The following is a 16,647-nucleotide window of genomic DNA, read 5'->3' as shown; positions in this document are numbered from 1 at the left end:
TGTTTTAGGCATCCCTGCCAGCTTGTCAGTGAAGTGCTGATTCAAGCGCGTGCAAATTTACACGATGCCTGTAGGCTAATTCACCTTAAAAAGACTCGAGGTTGAATAAAAAAACTAAAAAATGAGAGCCGGCCGTTGTTTTTGGGAGGTCTTAAGGAATTATCAGCAATAAGCGGAACTTCGGGGTGCTCATTGCTGTCGCCTCCATTTGGGGCGCAGGGTGGGGCGCTATTCAGCTGTTTTTATAAGACGTGCCCACGCTTATTCAGGAACCTGATGGGCCAACGGGGTGTTAGCCCATCGGCGCCAAGCCGCTTCCCATCCCTTGTCATGGCTTGTGTCTGATACGTGGATGCATTGGGAGAGGGGCGAGCCAAGTGCCTGTTGGTACCTTTGAGCTAAACCGGCGGGAATAATCGGGTCTGCGTCTGCGACGAAATGACGCTGGGGTAGTCGGGCAAGTCGATCACGATAATCCAGCGGGTCCAATGAGCCGTCGAGCGGTGACAGGCCTTTCATCGTGGTCCACAGACGTGGGCTGAGGTTGCCCGCGAGGGTTTGCACCTGGGTAACATCAGTGCGTTGCGCCGCTAATAACAAGGCGAGAGCGGCGCCACCTGAATACCCCACCAGTTCGAACTCCCTATTGCCATACCGCTGTTTTAACTGGTCCAGCGCCTGGCTGAGGCGGGTGACCACTTCCTGAGAAAAACGTCGATGGGTCCAGAGTGCGGGTTCACAGGCTGCGGCCATGATGAACTGGCAGGGGCGTGCCAGGTACGCATTCGGTGTTGGATCATCGACCGCCAGCCGCGGCACTAAAAGCGTGTGCGGGCTCGGGTCCAGACTGGGTTGAGTGGCCGTCGCCCAGGAATGGCCATCGCCTTCCAGGTAGACACGCAGGCGAGTCATCTTTTCTGCAGTCTGCGGTGCAAGTATGAAAAGAGGGAAGGTGTGCCCCGGCAGGACCTCCCATTGCCGCCCATGCGCTTCAGCCAGTTGTTGCAGTGCCTCGCGCGGCGATTGGCAGGCGGTGAGAAGCGCGCTGACTATCACCAGCCCTGCGATATGAAAGCCGGACAATGTCCGGCGACAGGGAAAGTGTCTGCTCGTCATAGGTCATCAGCGTTCTTACAGTTGCGAGTTGTCTTCCGGCGGCTTGGTCTTGTCCACGCCCGGTACATGCAGGTTGCCTTCGACCACCTGGTTGCCTTCCAACTGTGGCTGGGTCACCCAGGTGAGGATGTCGTAGTAGCGTCGGATGTTCGCCACAAAGTGCACCGGCTCACCACCACGGGCGTAGCCGTAGCGGGTTTTGCTGTACCACTGCTTCTGCGACAGGCGCGGCAGCATTTTCTTCACATCCAGCCACTTGTTCGGGTTCAGGCCTTCTTTCTTCGCCAACAGGCGCGCGTCGTCCAGGTGCCCGCTGCCGACGTTATACGCCGCGAGCGCGAACCAGGTACGGTCGGGCTCGGCGATCTTGTCGTCCAGCTCGTCCTTGATCTTGGCCAGGTACTTGGCGCCGCCCATGATGCTTTGCCTGGCATCCAGACGGTTGGACACGCCCATCGCCTGGGCGGTGTTCTGGGTCAGCATCATCAGGCCGCGCACGCCGGTCTTGGAGGTGACCGCCGGTTGCCACAGCGATTCCTGATAGCCGATGGCTGCCAGCAGGCGCCAGTCGACCTTTTCTTCCTTGGCGTAGGCGCGAAAGTGCTTTTCGTATTTGGGCAGGCGCTGCTGCAGATGCTGGGCGAAGGTGTAGGCGCCCACATAGCCGAGTACGTCGACATGCCCGTAATAACGGTCCTTCAGACGTTGCAACGTGCCGTTTTTCTCGACCTTGTCCAGGTAGCTGTTGATTTCGTTGAGCAGGCTGTTGTCTTCACCGGCGGCCACGGCCCAGCTCTGGTTGCTGGCGTTGCCCAGGTCGAACGCCACGCGCACGTTGGGAAAGTACACCTGGTTCATCGCCACTTCGTTGGAGTCCACCAGGGTCAGGTCGATTTGCCCCTCGTCCACCATGCGCAACAGGTCGACCACTTCAACGGCGTCGGATTCTTCGTATTCGATTGCAGGGTTCTGTTTTTTCAGCTCAGCCAATTGCTCGGCGTGGGTGCTGCCCTTGAGCACCATGATCTTCTTGCCCACCAGATCCGCAGCGTTGGTCGGGCGCGACTGACCGTTGCGGTAGATGATCTGCGGGGTCACTTCGAGGTAGGGGTGGGAGAAGCGTACTTGCTGCTGGCGCTGCTCGCTGCTGACCAGGCCGGCGGCGGCGAGGACCGGGCCGTTGGGTTTGCCCAACTGGCCGAACAGGTCGTCGAGGTTGTCGGCGGTCTCGATCTCAAGCTTGACGCCCAGGTCGTCGGCAAAGCGCTTGACCAGTTCGTATTCGAAGCCGGTTTCGCCGTTGCGGTCCTGGAAATAGGTGGCCGGGCTGTTCCGGGTTATCACCCGCAATACGCCATCCTCCTTGATTCGCTCGAGCGTGCTGGGTTTGTCAACACAGGCGCTGAGCATCAAAAAGAGTCCGGTGGCGAGCAGCCATCTGGCGCATCGCGGGCGCAAAGCAGTTGGTGAGAACATCTGCGCAGTATACGCAAACGGCCCACGGCGCCATATCTCGACAGCGCGGGACTTGTCTGCTAGTGCCGCCGAAACTGTGCTGCAGCCCGCAGAAACGTGGCTTGGCGCCCGATTGTGACGGTTAAAATAACTGGGCGAAATGCCGGGGATAATGCCTCGATACCGTGCAATCGCAGCCAACTGACGTCCGGCAGCGGCCCGCCGTGCCGTTTCGGGTGCCGTTGGCGATGGTTTACGCTAGAATGCACGGCCTCAAAGCACACCCCTTCCCGAGGCTGTCCCGAAGATGTTGATCCTGCGCGGCGCTCCTGCCCTTTCTGCCTTTCGCCACAGCAAACTCCTTGAACAACTGAGCCAGAAGGTTCCAGCGGTTACAGGCCTGTATGCTGAATTTGCTCACTTCGCCGACGTTACCGGCGTGTTGACCGCCGACGAGCAGCAAGTGCTGGCACGCCTTCTGAAGTACGGCCCAAGCGTTCCCGTTCAAGAGCCGACCGGCCGCTTGTTCCTGGTTCTGCCACGGTTCGGCACCATCTCGCCTTGGTCGAGCAAGGCCAGCGACATTGCCCGGAACTGCGGCCTGGAAAAAATCCAGCGCCTGGAACGCGGTATCGCCTTCTACGTCGAAGGTGGGTTCAGCGATGCCGAAGCCGAGCTGATCGCCAGCAGCCTGCATGACCGCATGACCCAGATCATCGTCAGCCAGCTGGAACAGGCTGCCGGTCTGTTCAGCCACGCCGAGCCCAAGCCGCTGACCGCGATTGACGTGCTCGGCGGCGGCCGCGCCGCCCTCGAGAAGGCCAACACCGAACTGGGCCTGGCCCTGGCCGAAGACGAGATCGACTACCTGGTCAATGCCTTCAACGGCTTGCAGCGCAACCCCCACGACATCGAACTGATGATGTTCGCCCAGGCCAACTCCGAGCATTGCCGTCACAAGATCTTCAACGCCAGTTGGGACATCGACGGCGAAAACCAGGAAAAAAGCCTGTTCGGCATGATCAAGAACACCTACGTGATGCACAGCGAAGGTGTTCTGTCTGCTTATAAGGACAACGCCTCGGTCATCGTCGGCAGCGTCGCCGGTCGTTTCTTCCCGGACCCTGAGACCCGCCAGTACGGTGCGGTGCAGGAACCGGTGCACATCCTGATGAAGGTTGAAACCCACAACCACCCGACCGCGATTGCCCCGTTCCCAGGCGCAGCCACCGGTTCCGGCGGCGAAATCCGCGACGAAGGTGCAACTGGCCGTGGCGCCAAGCCAAAGGCCGGCCTCACTGGCTTTACCGTGTCCAACCTGCAGATCCCCGGCTTCGAACAGCCGTGGGAAGTGCCGTACGGCAAGCCTGAGCGCATCGTGACCGCCCTCGACATCATGATCGAAGGCCCGCTGGGCGGCGCCGCGTTCAACAACGAATTCGGGCGCCCGGCGCTGACCGGCTACTTCCGTACCTTCGAACAGTCCATCACCACGCCTCACGGTGATGAAGTGCGCGGCTACCACAAGCCAATCATGTTGGCCGGCGGCATGGGCAACATCCGTGAAGAACACGTCAAGAAAGGCGAGATCCTGGTCGGCTCCAAGCTGATCGTACTCGGTGGCCCGGCCATGTTGATCGGCCTGGGCGGCGGTGCGGCATCCTCCATGGCCACTGGCACCAGCTCGGCTGACCTGGACTTCGCATCGGTACAGCGCGAAAACCCAGAGATGGAACGTCGCTGCCAGGAGGTCATCGACCGTTGCTGGCAGTTGGGTGACAAGAACCCGATCAGCTTCATCCACGACGTCGGCGCCGGTGGTTTGTCCAACGCCTTCCCGGAACTGGTCAACGATGGCGACCGCGGTGGCCGTTTCGAACTGCGCAACATTCCAAACGACGAGCCGGGCATGGCCCCGCACGAAATCTGGAGCAACGAATCCCAGGAGCGCTACGTACTGGCCGTCGGCCCTGAAGACTTCGCGCGCTTCCAGGCCATCTGCGAACGCGAGCGTTGCCCGTTCGCCGTGGTCGGCGAAGCCACTGCCGAGCCGCAACTGACGGTTACCGACAGTCACTTCGGCAACAGCCCGGTGGACATGCCGCTCGAAGTGCTGCTGGGCAAAGCCCCGCGCATGCACCGTTCGGCGGTACGTGAAACCGAGCTGGGCGATGATTTCGACCCAAGCGCACTGGAACTGGCCGACAGCATCGAACGCGTGCTGCACCATCCGGCCGTGGCCAGCAAAAGCTTTTTGATCACCATCGGCGACCGCAGCATCACCGGCCTGGTGGCCCGTGACCAAATGGTCGGCCCATGGCAGGTTCCGGTGGCAGACGTTGCCGTCACCGCCACCAGCTTCGACGTTTACACCGGTGAAGCCATGGCGATGGGCGAGCGCACGCCGCTCGCCCTGCTGGACGCCCCGGCCTCGGGCCGCATGGCCATTGGTGAAACCCTCACCAACATCGCCGCTTCGCGCATTGGCAAGCTGTCCGACATCAAACTGTCGGCCAACTGGATGTCCGCGGCCGGCCACCCCGGTGAAGACGCGCGCCTGTACGACACCGTCAAGGCCGTCGGCATGGAGCTGTGCCCGGAACTGGGGATCACCATTCCGGTGGGCAAGGACTCCATGTCCATGGCCACCCGTTGGAACGAAGAAGGCGTGGACAAGAGCGTCACCTCGCCGCTGTCGCTGATCGTGACCGGTTTTGCTCCGGTGACCGATGTGCGCCAGACCCTCACCCCGCAACTGCGCATGGACAAGGGCACCACCGATCTGATCCTGATCGACCTGGGCCGTGGCCAGAACCGCATGGGCGCCTCGATCCTCGCGCAAACCCACGGCAAACTGGGCAAGCACGCGCCGGACGTGGATGACGCCGAAGACCTCAAAGCCTTCTTCGCCGTGATCCAGGGTCTCAACGCCGACGGCCACCTGCTGGCCTACCACGACCGTTCCGACGGTGGTTTGCTGACAAGCGTGGTCGAGATGGCCTTCGCCGGTCACTGCGGCCTGAACATCGTGCTCGACAGCGTTGCCGAGGATGCCGCTGAAATCAACGGCATCCTGTTCAACGAAGAGTTGGGTGCGGTGATCCAGGTGCGCCAGGACGCTACCCCGGACGTACTTGCACAGTTCAGCGCCGCCGGCCTGGATGACTGCGTGGCGGTGATCGGCCAACCGATCAACAACGGTGAAGTCACTATCTCCTTCAATGGCGATACCGTGTTTACCGGCCAGCGCCGTCTGCTGCAACGCCAGTGGGCCGAGACCAGCTACCAGATCCAACGCCTGCGCGATAACGCCGACTGCGCCGAGCAGGAGTTCGACGTGATCCTGGAAGAAGACAACCCAGGCCTGAGCACCAAGCTCAGCTTCGACGTCAACCAGGACATCACCGCGCCGTACATCAAGAAAGGCATTCGCCCACAAGTTGCCGTGCTGCGTGAGCAGGGCGTCAACGGCCAGGTGGAAATGGCGGCTGCGTTCGACCGCGCCGGCTTCAATGCGATCGACGTGCACATGAGCGATATCCTCGCCGGTCGCGTCGACCTCAATGAGTTCAAAGGCCTGGTGGCCTGCGGCGGTTTCTCCTACGGCGACGTGCTGGGTGCCGGTGAAGGCTGGGCCAAGTCCGCGCTGTTCAACAGCCGTGCCCGCGATGCGTTCCAAGGGTTCTTCGAGCGCAACGACAGCTTCACCCTCGGTGTGTGCAACGGTTGCCAGATGATGTCCAACCTTAGCGAACTGATCCCGGGCAGCGAGTTCTGGCCGCACTTTGTGCGCAACCGTTCCGAGCAGTTCGAAGCGCGCGTGGCCATGGTGCAGGTGCAGGAGTCCAACTCGATCTTCCTGCAAGGCATGGCCGGTTCGCGCATGCCGATCGCCATCGCCCACGGTGAAGGCCATGCCGAGTTCGAAAGCGAAGAAGCACTGCTTGAAGCCGACCTGTCCGGCACCGTTGCGCTGCGTTTCGTCGACAACCACGGCAAGGTCACCGAAAGCTACCCGGCCAACCCGAACGGCTCGCCGCGCGGGATCACCGGCCTTACCAGCCGCGACGGTCGCGTGACCATCATGATGCCGCACCCGGAACGCGTGTTCCGCGCCGTGCAGAACTCGTGGCGCCCCGAAGAGTGGAACGAAGACGGCGCCTGGATGCGCATGTTCCGCAACGCGCGCGTGTGGGTGAACTAAGGCCGTGTACAAGCTTGCCTTCTTCGTGCCCGACAGCCATGTGGAGACGGTGAAAACCGCCGTCTTCGCAGCTGGCGGCGGGCGCATCGGCGACTACGACAACTGCGCCTGGCAAGTGCTGGGCCAGGGCCAATTCCGCGCATTGGACGGCAGCCAGCCGTTCATTGGGCAAGTGGGTCAGGTTGAAGTGGTTGAGGAGTGGAAGGTGGAGCTGGTGGTGGCGGATGAGTTGATTGTGGCGGTTGTGGCTGCACTCAAGCTGAGCCATCCGTATGAAACACCGGCTTATGAGGTGTGGCAGTTGGCGGATTTTTAATTCGCAGATTGCAGAAACGAGAAACCCGCTGGGCCAGTTTGGTCAGCGGGTTTTTTGTTGGTTGTAATGGCTTGCTCGCGAAGGCGCCGGGACTTCAAGCAGCGCTGGCGGAGGCACTCCCGGCCAGTGGTCAGTACACGATTAATTGATCGTTCCCACGCTCCGCGTGGGAATGCATCCTGTGACGCTCCGCGTCACCCTTGTGCAGGGTTGAACCATGCGCGACGGCTTGGACGCGGAGCGTCCGGGGCGGCATTCCCACGCAGAGCGTGGGAACGATCGGTCAGGAGTTGATTGGGCGGGTTACCAGTCCCTCCAGTGCCTCGCCCAATCCAGTGGCCTTGTCACCAATCAACAAGTGCCACGCCCCGCTGTCCAGCTGGCTCACACCCTGGCAACCCAGGGCAGTCAGGTCCGCCTCAGACATCCCCGAATCATCCCCCAACTCCACCCGCAACCGGGTCATCGCCACCGCTTCCAGCTGGCGCACATTCCCTCGGCCACCCAACGCACTCAGCCATTTCTCGGCCTCCTGCACATTCACCGTCACGGGCTTATCCTCAGGCGTAACCGCTACGGGTGTCGAGGCAACAAACGACGGCATGGCCAAGCGAATTTCATCAGCAATGCTATCGGCCATCGGCCCAACCACTACCTGTAAACTGCCGCCATTGCCTGGCCGCACCACAGCCATGGCGCCCAGTGTCTTGAGTTCGGCATCCACCGCCTTGTTGCGGTCGACCATGTCCAGGCGCAGGCGTGTGGTGCAAGCCCCCACGCTGAGCAAGTTGTCTGCACCGCCCAAGGCTCGGATGTAAGCCGTGGCACGCTGGTTGTCGCTCATCACGTGTGCCGGCGCCACCTGGATGTCTTCGCGGCCGGGTGTCTTGAGGTTGAAGCGGCGAATGCAGTAGCTGAACACGGTGTAATAGATCACCGCGTAGGCCAGGCCCACCGGTACCACCAGCCAGCCATTGGTGGACTTGCCCCAGCCCAGCACCATGTCGATAAAGCCACCGGAGAAGGTAAAACCCAGGTGGATATTGAGCATATTGGTCACCGCCATCGACAGGCCGGTGAGCAGCGCATGCAGCAGGTACAGGAACGGCGCGAGGAACATGAACGCGAATTCGATCGGCTCGGTCACCCCGGTGAGGAACGACGTCAGTGCCATCGACAGGAAAATCCCGCCCATCACTTTGCGGCGCTCCGGCAGTGCATTGCGGTACATCGCCAAACACGCAGCAGGCAGGCCGAACAGCATCACCGGGAACATGCCGGTCATGAACTGGCCGCCTTTCGGGTCGCCGGCGAAGTAGCGGGTCAGGTCACCTGTTACCACAGCACCGGTCACCGGATCGGTAAACGTGCCGAATACGAACCAGGCCATGTTGTTGAGGATATGGTGCAGGCCGGTGACGATCAGCAGGCGGTTGAACACACCAAACACGAACGCGCCAAAGCTGCCGCTTTCCATCAGCAGCACCCCGAAGCTGTTGATGCCGTGCTGGATCGGCGGCCAGATCAAGCCAAAGATCACGCCCAGGCCCACCGCCGAAAACCCGGTGATGATCGGCACAAACCGCCGCCCGCCAAAGAACGCCAGGTACTCCGGCAGCTTGATGTCCTTGAACCGGTTATACAGCGCGCCGGCCATCAAGCCGCTGGCGATACCGGCGAGCATGCCCATGTTGATGGTGGTATCCATCACCTTGAGCGTAGAGATCATCACCAGGTAACCGATCGCACCGGCCAGGCCCGCCGTGCCGTTGTTGTCGCGGGCAAAGCCCACGGCAATACCGATGGCGAAGATCAGCGCCAGGTTGGCGAAGATCGCTTGCCCGGCATCGTGCATCACCGCGATGTTGAGCAAGTCGGTATCGCCCAGGCGCAGCAACAGCCCGGCGATCGGCAGAATCGCGATCGGCAGCATCAGCGCACGGCCCAGGCGTTGCAGCCCTTCAATCAGATGTTGGTACATGGCGAGTCTCCTTTTTTCTTGTTGTTGTCAGCTCAGCGGCCAGTGGTGTTGACAGGCTTGGCGAACGGCCCTGGCGCTGCTCAGGTCGAGCAGGCCTTGGCTCAATTGCCGGCATTGCGCCGCGTCCAAGTGGCGGACGCGGTCCTTGATTTCGCCGATCTGCGGCGGGCTTACCGACAGCTCGCTGACGCCCAGGCCGACCAGCACCGGCGTGGCCAGTGGGTCAGATGCCAGGGCGCCGCATACACCGACCCAACGCCCATGCTTGGCGGCGCCGGCGCAGGTTTGCGCGATCAGGCGCAGCAGCGCCGGGTGCAAGGCATCCACCCGCGCGGCCAGGCCCGCGTGGTCGCGGTCCATGGCCAGGGTGTACTGGGAAAGGTCATTGGTGCCGATGGATAAAAAGTCTGCGTGTTTGGCGAGTTGCTCGGCCATCAGCGCAGCGGCGGGCACTTCGATCATCACGCCCAGTTCCGGGCGCTGGGTCAGCTCCAGCTCCGCGCACAGTTCATCCAGGCGCTGGCGGATCTGCAGCAGTTCGTCGACCTCGCTGACCATCGGCAACAGAATCCGGCAACGCGCCAGCGGGCGGACTTGCAGCAGCGCGCGCAGTTGCTGATCAAGCAGCTCCGGGCGCACCTGGGCCAGGCGAATACCGCGCAGGCCCAGCACCGGGTTGGCCTCAACCGGCAACGGTAGATAGTCGAGTTGCTTGTCGCCGCCCACGTCGATGGTGCGGATGATCACCGACTTGTCGCCCATGGCGTCCAGCACGGCCTGGTAGGCCTGGCGTTGCTCTTGCTCATCCGGCGCGGTGCGGCGGTCGACAAACAGGAATTCGGTGCGTAGCAGGCCCACACCATCGGCGCCGTTTTCAAACGCCATTTGGGCCTCGGCACTGGAGGCGACGTTGGCCGCCACTTCAATACTGACGCCATCGCGGGTTTGCGCCGCTTGCCGGGCTTGGGCCTGTTGTTGCTGACGGCGCCGTTTCTGCGCATCGCGAATCTGGTGCACTTCGGCGTGGCGCGCTTCGCTGGGGGCCAGTTCCAGGCGACCATTGGCCGCGTCCAGTACCACGCGTTGGCCTTGCGGCACGTCGAGCACTTCGGCGCCCAGCGCGACCACACAGGGCAAGCCTTTGCCTCGGGCCAAAATTGCGACGTGGGACGTTGCGCCGCCTTCGGCCATGCAAATACCCACGGCGTTTTGTGCGCTCAGTTGCAGCAGGTCGGACGGGGTCAGGTCATGGGCGCTGACAATTGAACCGGCCGGCAATTCGAAATGCCAGGTTTCACCCAACAGCGCACGCAACACCCGTTGTTGCAGGTCGCGCAGGTCGTTGGCGCGCTCGGCAAACAGCGGTTTGCCCAACGCCAGCAACACCGCGCATTGCGCCTGGATAGCATCGTGCCAGGCGTGGGTGGCGGCACTGCCTTGCTCGATGGCACCGGTGGCGGCGTCCAGCAGCGTGGGGTCTTCCAATAGCGCAAGGTGGGCGGCGAAGATGTCTTCTTCTTCGACGTTCTTGCGTTGGCGTGCATGCTCCAGGGTGCTGCGGATTTCGCCGCGCACTTGCTCCAGCGCGGTGTCCAGACGTTGCAGTTGTTCGTCGGCGGTATGCTTGCCCGTGTCTTGCGGCAGTTCGATACCGGCCAGGCGAAACAGCGGCCCACAGACCAGACCGGGCGCCGCGCACACGCCTTGCAACACACCGGCTTCGGTATTCGCCCGACGCGGTGCTGCGGCTACCGGCGTGTGGTGTTCTTCACTCACGGCAACCGACAGTACGGCCACCAACGCCTGCAGCGCCGCCTCGCAATCCTTGCCGCGACAGGTGATGCGCACTTCATCGCCTTCACCAATGCCCAGGCCCATCAAGCCAATCAGGCTGTCGCACGGCGCCGACTTGCCGGCGAAGTGCAGCTCTGCATGGCAGTTAAAACCTTGCGCGGCCTTGCGCACCAGCGCGGCGGGGCGTGCATGCAAACCGCCACGGTGGGTAATGCGCACGCTGGCGTGCACTTCGGTGACCGAGTTATCCACAGCCGCCTGCAGCGGCGCTGCCGAACGCGCGGCAATGTGCAGCAACGGCTCACCCACCTTGACGATTTTTCCGGCCACCGGCCGTAGCTCAAAACCCTCGCCATTGGTAAGGATGATCGGGCTGACCAGGCTTTTGCACTGGCGCGCAACGTGGTCCAGATCAAAGCGCACCAGCGCCTGGCCCTGGGTCACGCGCGCGTCCGGTTTGACCAGCAGTGCAAACCCTTCGCCGTTCAATTCCACGGTGTCGATGCCCACATGCATCAGCAATTCGGCACCGTTGTCGGCGCGGATCGTCAACGCATGCCCGGTGCGGGCGACATGGATGATCACCCCGTCACACGGCGCATGCAGGCAGTCATTCAACGGGTCGATGGCCACGCCGTCGCCCAGGGCGCCACTGGCGAATACTTCGTCGGGGATGTCGCCCAAGGCGAGCACGGGGCCGCTCAAGGGCGCACAGAGGGTCAATTCTTTATTGTTGTTGGACATGGGCACGGTACTCATCAGGAAAACGCGGCAATCGACTCAGTGAGTGCGGGTGACTTTGCTCAGGTGGCGCGGCTGGTCCGGGTCCATGCCCCGGGCCTGCGCCAGGCCGGCGGCCATGACGTAGAAGCTTTGGATGGCCAGGATCGGGTCCAGGCTCGGGTGTTCGGCACGGCTCAGGGTCAGGTCGCGTTCCACGATATCGTCCGGCGCGGCCAGCAAGACGCGGGCGCCGCGTTGACGCATATCGGCGGCCAGGCTCAGCAAACCGGCTTGCTCGGCGCCGCGTGGGGCGAACACCAGCAACGGGTAATTTTCATCGATCAAGGCCATCGGCCCGTGGCGCACTTCGGCGCTGCTGAAGGCTTCGGCCTGGATCGCCGAGGTTTCCTTGAGCTTGAGTGCGGCTTCCTGGGCGACGGCAAAGCCGGCACCGCGGCCGATCACCATCAAGCGTTGGCTGTCTTTCAGGGCGTCGATGGCCGCTTGCCAATCCTGTGTGGCTGCTTCGTGCAGGCCGTCGGGCAGGGCCTGGCAGGCTTGCAACAGTTCGCGTTGCTGGTTCCAGTGGCCAACCAGCAACGCGCTGGCGCTGAGGCTGGCGATAAAGCTCTTGGTGGCCGCCACGCTCAGTTCCGGCCCGGCACACAGGGGTACGTGGCATTCACACGCGGCCTCCAGCGGCGAGTCTTCGGCGTTGACCAGCGAGATGCTCAAGGCGCCTCGCTTGCGCAGCAGGCGCAGGCTGTTGACCAGGTCCGGGCTTTGCCCCGACTGCGAGAAGCCGAACGCCACTTGGCCACTGACCTTCAATGGGGCCTGCAGCAAGGTCACCACCGACATCGGCAATGACGCCACCGGAATGCCCACATGCTGCATGGCCAGGTAGGCAAAGTAGCTGGCGGCATGGTCCGAGCTGCCACGGGCGATGGTCATCGCCACGTGCGGCGGCTGGCGGCGCAGGCGGCCGGCGATTTCTTCGAGTATCGGGGTCAGGCGCTGCAATTGGGCGGCGACGGCATCACCGGAGGCCAAGGCCTCTTCAAGCATTTTTGAAGTCAATGGTGTCTCCTTCGACCATTACGTCGGTGAGGTGCAGGGCGCGGTCCAGGCGCACGCAGTCGGCAAAGCTGCCGGGTTGCAGGCGGCCGCGTTCTTCCAGGCCCAGGTAGTCCGCCGGAAACTGCGACAGGCGTTGTGAGGCTTCGCTGATGGGCAGGCCGATCTTCACCAGGTTGCGCAGCGCCTGGTCCATGGTCAGCGTGCTGCCTGCCAGGGTGCCGTCGGCCAGGCGGACGCCGCCCAGGCATTTGGTCACGGTGTGGCTGCCCAACTTGTACTCGCCATCGGGCATGCCGGCGGCGGCGGTGGAATCGGTGACGCAGTACAGGCACGGAATCGCACGCAGGGCCACGCGCATGGCGCCGGGGTGCACGTGAAGCAAATCCGGGATCAGCTCGGCGTACTTGGCGTGGGCCAGCGCTGCACCGACGATGCCGGGTTCGCGGTGATGCAGCGGGCTCATGGCGTTGTACAAATGGGTGAAGCTGCTGGCCCCGGCGGCGAGGGCGGCGACGCCTTCTTCATAGCTGCCCAGGGTGTGGCCGATTTGCATGCGTACACCGCGTGCGCTGAGGGCACGGATCAACGCGTCATGGCCGGCGATTTCCGGCGCGATGGTGATCACCCGGATCGGCGCCAGACGCAGGTAAGCTTCCACTTCAGCCATCAACGCGGTGTGGGCGAAGTTGGGCTGAGCGCCGAGTTTTCCGGGGTTGATGTAGGGGCCTTCCAGGTGCACGCCGAGCACCCGGGCGCTGCCTGCAGGACGCTGCTCGCAGAACGCGCCAAGCTCACCGAGCACGCGGGAGATTTCATCCACCGGCGCCGTCATGGTGGTGGCCAGCAGCGAGGTGGTACCAAACCGCACGTGGGTGCGGGTGATGGTCTCGAAGGCCGCGCTGCCTTCCATGATGTCCTTGCCGCCGCCGCCGTGCACATGCAGGTCGATAAAGCCCGGCAGCAGGTAGGGCAAGTCGTTTTCAGACGGGTCACAAGGCGTGCCTTCAATGGCGAGCACCTTGCCGCGTGCGTGCACCAGGCGGCCGCGAATCCAGCCATGGGGCGTGAGGATATTGTCTTCGGACATGGCAGTTCTCTAAGGCCGCAACTCGGCGGCAAAGTCGTACCTGCGCAGCTCTGCGACGAAGTCGTAGTAGTCGTTGCGGCAGTAGGTGTCGGTGATTTCAATCGGCGTGTTGTCGGCGGTGTAGCCCACGCGCGTCATCAGCAGCATGGCGGTGCCGGGGGCGATGCCCACCAGCGCGGCAAACTCGTCCGAGGCGTTGATTGCCTGGATATGTTGCAGGGCGCGCACGATGGGTTTGCCGATGCTTTCCAGGTATTCGTACAGCGAGTTGCCGATGGCGTGCGGTTGCGGCAACACGGCGGCGGGCAGGGTGCTCATTTCAATCGCCATGACCGTGTCGTCGGCTTTGCGCAAGCGTTTGAGGCGCGCGACTTTATCGGTGGGCGACAAGGCCAGGCGAATCAGCTCTTCGTGGGTCGGCGGAGTAATGTCGCGTTCCAGCCATTGGGAGCTGGGCGCAAAACCCTTGAGGCGCAGCATTTCGCTGAACCCCGACAAGCGTGACAGCGGCTGTTCCAGGCGTGGCGTGATAAACGTGCCGGAACCTTGGCTGCGACGAATCAGGCCTTGGTCAAACAGCACTTGCAGGGCCTTGCGGGCGGTAACCCGCGAGATGCTCAACTGCTCGCTGAGTACGCGCTCGGAGGGCAACGCCTGCTCGGATTTCCACTCACCGGCGTGGATGGCGGCTTCGAGCTTGCGCGCCAATTGCAGGTACAGCGGCGTGGACTGTTTGTCGTCGGGGCGCAGGGCCAGGATGGGATTCATCTGTCAGATTTCCGATGCGTTATTGGAGTGTTGTCGCCCGGTATTGGTCGAAAACTAATACCACTTAAATACCATGTCAATGCCGCCAAAACGGTGCAAATGCTTGTTTCATGGCCCTGAAACGGGGCTTGGTATTGAGTGGTATTAGAGAGGTCTTTCTCGCGTGCAGAACGACGCAGCCCCCGCCGTGAACTGGTATTTACCGGCGGGGTGGATCAGGGGCGGGTTTTTTTTGAATTATTTTACGAGCGGTCGACGACTACGGCCGAATCTCGATCAGCGTGCCGTCTTTGACCAGGTTCCAGACTTCACGCATGTCGACGTTGCGCATGCCGATGCAGCCGTCGGTCCAGTCCAGGGTGTGGAACCACTGCTCCGGGTAGTCCTCGGTGTCGGGCGTGCCGTGGATCATGATCATGCTGCCGGGCTTCACCCCTTCGCGGCGCGCGCGGGCGGCGTCGCTGATGTTGGGGTAGGAGATGTGCATGGCCAGGTTGAAACGGTCACTGGTCTTGCGCCAGTCGATCCAATAGAGGCCCTCCGGGGTGCGGCGGTCGCCCTCGATCAGCTTGTGGCCCTTGGGGTTTTTGCCCAGGGAAATGCGATAGGTCTTGAACGGCTTGCCGTCGTTGATCAACTGCAATTGGTGGGCGGATTTAAGCACCAGGACTTTTTCGACAGGCTTGCTGCCCGGCGTTTGCAGAGTGGAGGCCGGTGACAGGGTAGCGAACGACAGGCAGATCAAAACAAGCAACAGACGCATTACAACGGTATCCCTTCAAAGGCCAGGTGCCGGGGGGTTAAGGGGCGGGCTTGCCCATTGGCGGCACAGCCTCGCTGCGCACCGGGTATGACTTGAGCCTGCGGTCAGCGAAAAAGCATTCCAAGGTACGGCCTACTGTGCGAAAAGCCAGCTCGGACCAAGGGATGTCGGCTTCGTCGAACAGCTGTACCTCAAGGCTTTCGGGGCCTGCGGCGAAGTCCAGGTCGACCAGTTCGGCGCGGTAGAAGATGTGCACCTGGCTGATATGCGGTACGTCGATCAGCGTATAGACGCACAGGTTACATACGCGGGCGCAGGCTTCTTCCAGGGTTTCGCGCATGGCGGCCTGTTCGACGGTCTCGCCGTTCTCCATAAAACCGGCGGGCAGGGTCCAGTAACCCAGGCGCGGCTCGATGGCGCGGCGGCACAGCAGCACTTTATCGCCCCACACCGGCAGCGTGCCGGCGACAATATTGGGGTTCTGGTAATGGACGGTCGAGCAGTGATCACACACAAAACGCAGGCGGCCGTCGCCTTCGGGAATGCGTTGGGTGACCGGTTTGCCGCACTGGCTGCAGAAGTTCATGCTGGGGTTCCTGGAAAGTGCGTCTATCTTGGCGTGGCGTGCAGGGCCCTGCAAGTTGTCGTTTAGCGACAGCCGCCGGGTTTGGGCTTGGGCGCGTCGTCGCTTTGGTGCATGATGCAAGGTAGTCAACAGACCGAGATGACTCATGCTGGACGAGCTACTTCGCCGGGTAAGCAATCACACGCCGCATACGCTGGAAACGGACGGACGTTTCCCCGAGGCCGCGGTGCTGGTGCCGATTACCCGCAGTGACGAACCTGAGCTGATCCTGACCCTGCGCGCCAGCGGCCTGTCGACCCACGGTGGCGAAGTGGCCTTTCCTGGCGGGCGCCGCGATCCCGAAGATCCGGACCTGGTGTTCACCGCCCTGCGCGAGGCCGAAGAAGAAATCGGCCTGCCGCCGGGGTTGGTGGAGGTTATCGGCCCGTTGAGCCCGCTGATTTCCCTGCATGGTATCCGCGTGACGCCTTACGTGGGGGTCATCCCCGATTACGTCGAGTACCTGGCCAACGATGCCGAAATCGCCGCGGTCTTCAGTGTGCCGCTGGACTTTTTCCGACAGGACCCGCGCGAACATACCCACAGAATCGATTACCAGGGCCGCAGTTGGTACGTGCCCAGCTATCGCTTTGGTGAATATAAAATCTGGGGGCTGACGGCGATCATGATCGTCGAGTTGATCAACCTGCTCTATGACGATGCCAACATCAGCCTGCACCAGCCACCCAAAAGCTTCATCAATATTTAAGCCATCGTTTGAATGGCCGGCCGTGA

12 protein-coding genes are annotated in these 16,647 nt (G+C 62.3%); 3 read left to right on the top strand and 9 right to left on the bottom strand.

Annotation, left to right across the window (positions count from 1 at the left end; genetic code table 11):
* Positions 1-261: 261 nt before the first annotated feature.
* Both PSH59_RS20965 and mltF read right to left on the bottom strand, forming a co-directional pair.
* Positions 262-1,116 (bottom strand): alpha/beta hydrolase, encoded by an 855-nt coding sequence (locus tag PSH59_RS20965; RefSeq protein ID WP_305393579.1) that lies wholly within the window; start codon positions 1,114-1,116, stop codon positions 262-264.
* 15 nt (positions 1,117-1,131) lie between these two features.
* On the bottom strand, positions 1,132-2,592 hold the full coding sequence (gene mltF / locus PSH59_RS20960; RefSeq protein WP_248079833.1) for a membrane-bound lytic murein transglycosylase MltF: 1,461 nt from the start codon (positions 2,590-2,592) through the stop codon (positions 1,132-1,134).
* Positions 2,593-2,878: 286 nt separating this feature from the next.
* Here mltF and purL point away from each other — a divergent pair, with 286 nt between their 5' ends.
* Both purL and PSH59_RS20950 read left to right on the top strand, forming a co-directional pair.
* Complete coding sequence (gene purL / locus PSH59_RS20955) at positions 2,879-6,775, top strand: phosphoribosylformylglycinamidine synthase (protein WP_248079835.1); 3,897 nt, start codon at positions 2,879-2,881, stop codon at positions 6,773-6,775.
* 4 nt (positions 6,776-6,779) lie between these two features.
* A complete protein-coding gene (locus PSH59_RS20950) occupies positions 6,780-7,091 on the top strand; it encodes an NGG1p interacting factor NIF3 (protein ID WP_078734552.1) in 312 nt (103 codons plus the stop codon).
* Between the two features lie 283 nt (positions 7,092-7,374).
* On the opposite strand, the gene nagE is transcribed toward PSH59_RS20950, so the two are convergent.
* The 7 genes from nagE to PSH59_RS20915 all read right to left on the bottom strand — a co-directional run bounded on the left by nagE (position 7,375) and on the right by PSH59_RS20915 (position 15,873).
* The gene (nagE, locus tag PSH59_RS20945; RefSeq protein ID WP_305393578.1) at positions 7,375-9,072 is read right to left on the bottom strand and encodes an N-acetylglucosamine-specific PTS transporter subunit IIBC; all 1,698 of its coding nucleotides are present in this window, start codon (positions 9,070-9,072) and stop codon (positions 7,375-7,377) included.
* A 27-nt stretch (positions 9,073-9,099) separates the two neighbouring features.
* Positions 9,100-11,610, bottom strand: a complete 2,511-nt coding sequence (gene ptsP, locus PSH59_RS20940) for a phosphoenolpyruvate--protein phosphotransferase (protein WP_305393577.1) — start codon at positions 11,608-11,610, stop codon at positions 9,100-9,102.
* A 36-nt stretch (positions 11,611-11,646) separates the two neighbouring features.
* Complete coding sequence (locus PSH59_RS20935) at positions 11,647-12,657, bottom strand: SIS domain-containing protein (RefSeq protein WP_305395321.1); 1,011 nt, start codon at positions 12,655-12,657, stop codon at positions 11,647-11,649.
* Entirely contained in the window at positions 12,650-13,756 is a 1,107-nt protein-coding gene (nagA, locus tag PSH59_RS20930; RefSeq protein WP_248079840.1) for an N-acetylglucosamine-6-phosphate deacetylase, read from the bottom strand. Before nagA ends, PSH59_RS20935 begins: the two co-directional genes overlap by 8 nt.
* 9 nt (positions 13,757-13,765) lie before the next feature.
* Complete coding sequence (locus tag PSH59_RS20925; protein ID WP_248079842.1) at positions 13,766-14,524, bottom strand: GntR family transcriptional regulator; 759 nt, start codon at positions 14,522-14,524, stop codon at positions 13,766-13,768.
* A gap of 259 nt (positions 14,525-14,783) precedes the next feature.
* Entirely contained in the window at positions 14,784-15,287 is a 504-nt protein-coding gene (locus PSH59_RS20920) for a murein L,D-transpeptidase family protein (protein ID WP_248079844.1), read from the bottom strand.
* A 37-nt stretch (positions 15,288-15,324) separates the two neighbouring features.
* Positions 15,325-15,873, bottom strand: a complete 549-nt coding sequence (locus tag PSH59_RS20915) for an NUDIX hydrolase (protein ID WP_248079846.1) — start codon at positions 15,871-15,873, stop codon at positions 15,325-15,327.
* Between the two features lie 145 nt (positions 15,874-16,018).
* Here PSH59_RS20915 and PSH59_RS20910 point away from each other — a divergent pair, with 145 nt between their 5' ends.
* Positions 16,019-16,621 carry a CoA pyrophosphatase gene (locus tag PSH59_RS20910; RefSeq protein WP_248079848.1) on the top strand — a complete coding sequence of 201 codons (603 nt, stop codon included), beginning with the start codon at positions 16,019-16,021 and terminating at the stop codon, positions 16,619-16,621.
* The last annotated feature ends 26 nt before the right edge of the window (positions 16,622-16,647 follow it).

Source organism: Pseudomonas sp. FP2309 (assembly GCF_030687575.1).
In the GTDB taxonomy this organism is placed as follows: Bacteria; Pseudomonadota; Gammaproteobacteria; order Pseudomonadales; family Pseudomonadaceae; genus Aquipseudomonas.
The sequence above is the reverse complement of the archived record's forward strand: the minus strand, read 5'-3'. Positions and strand labels throughout refer to the sequence as shown.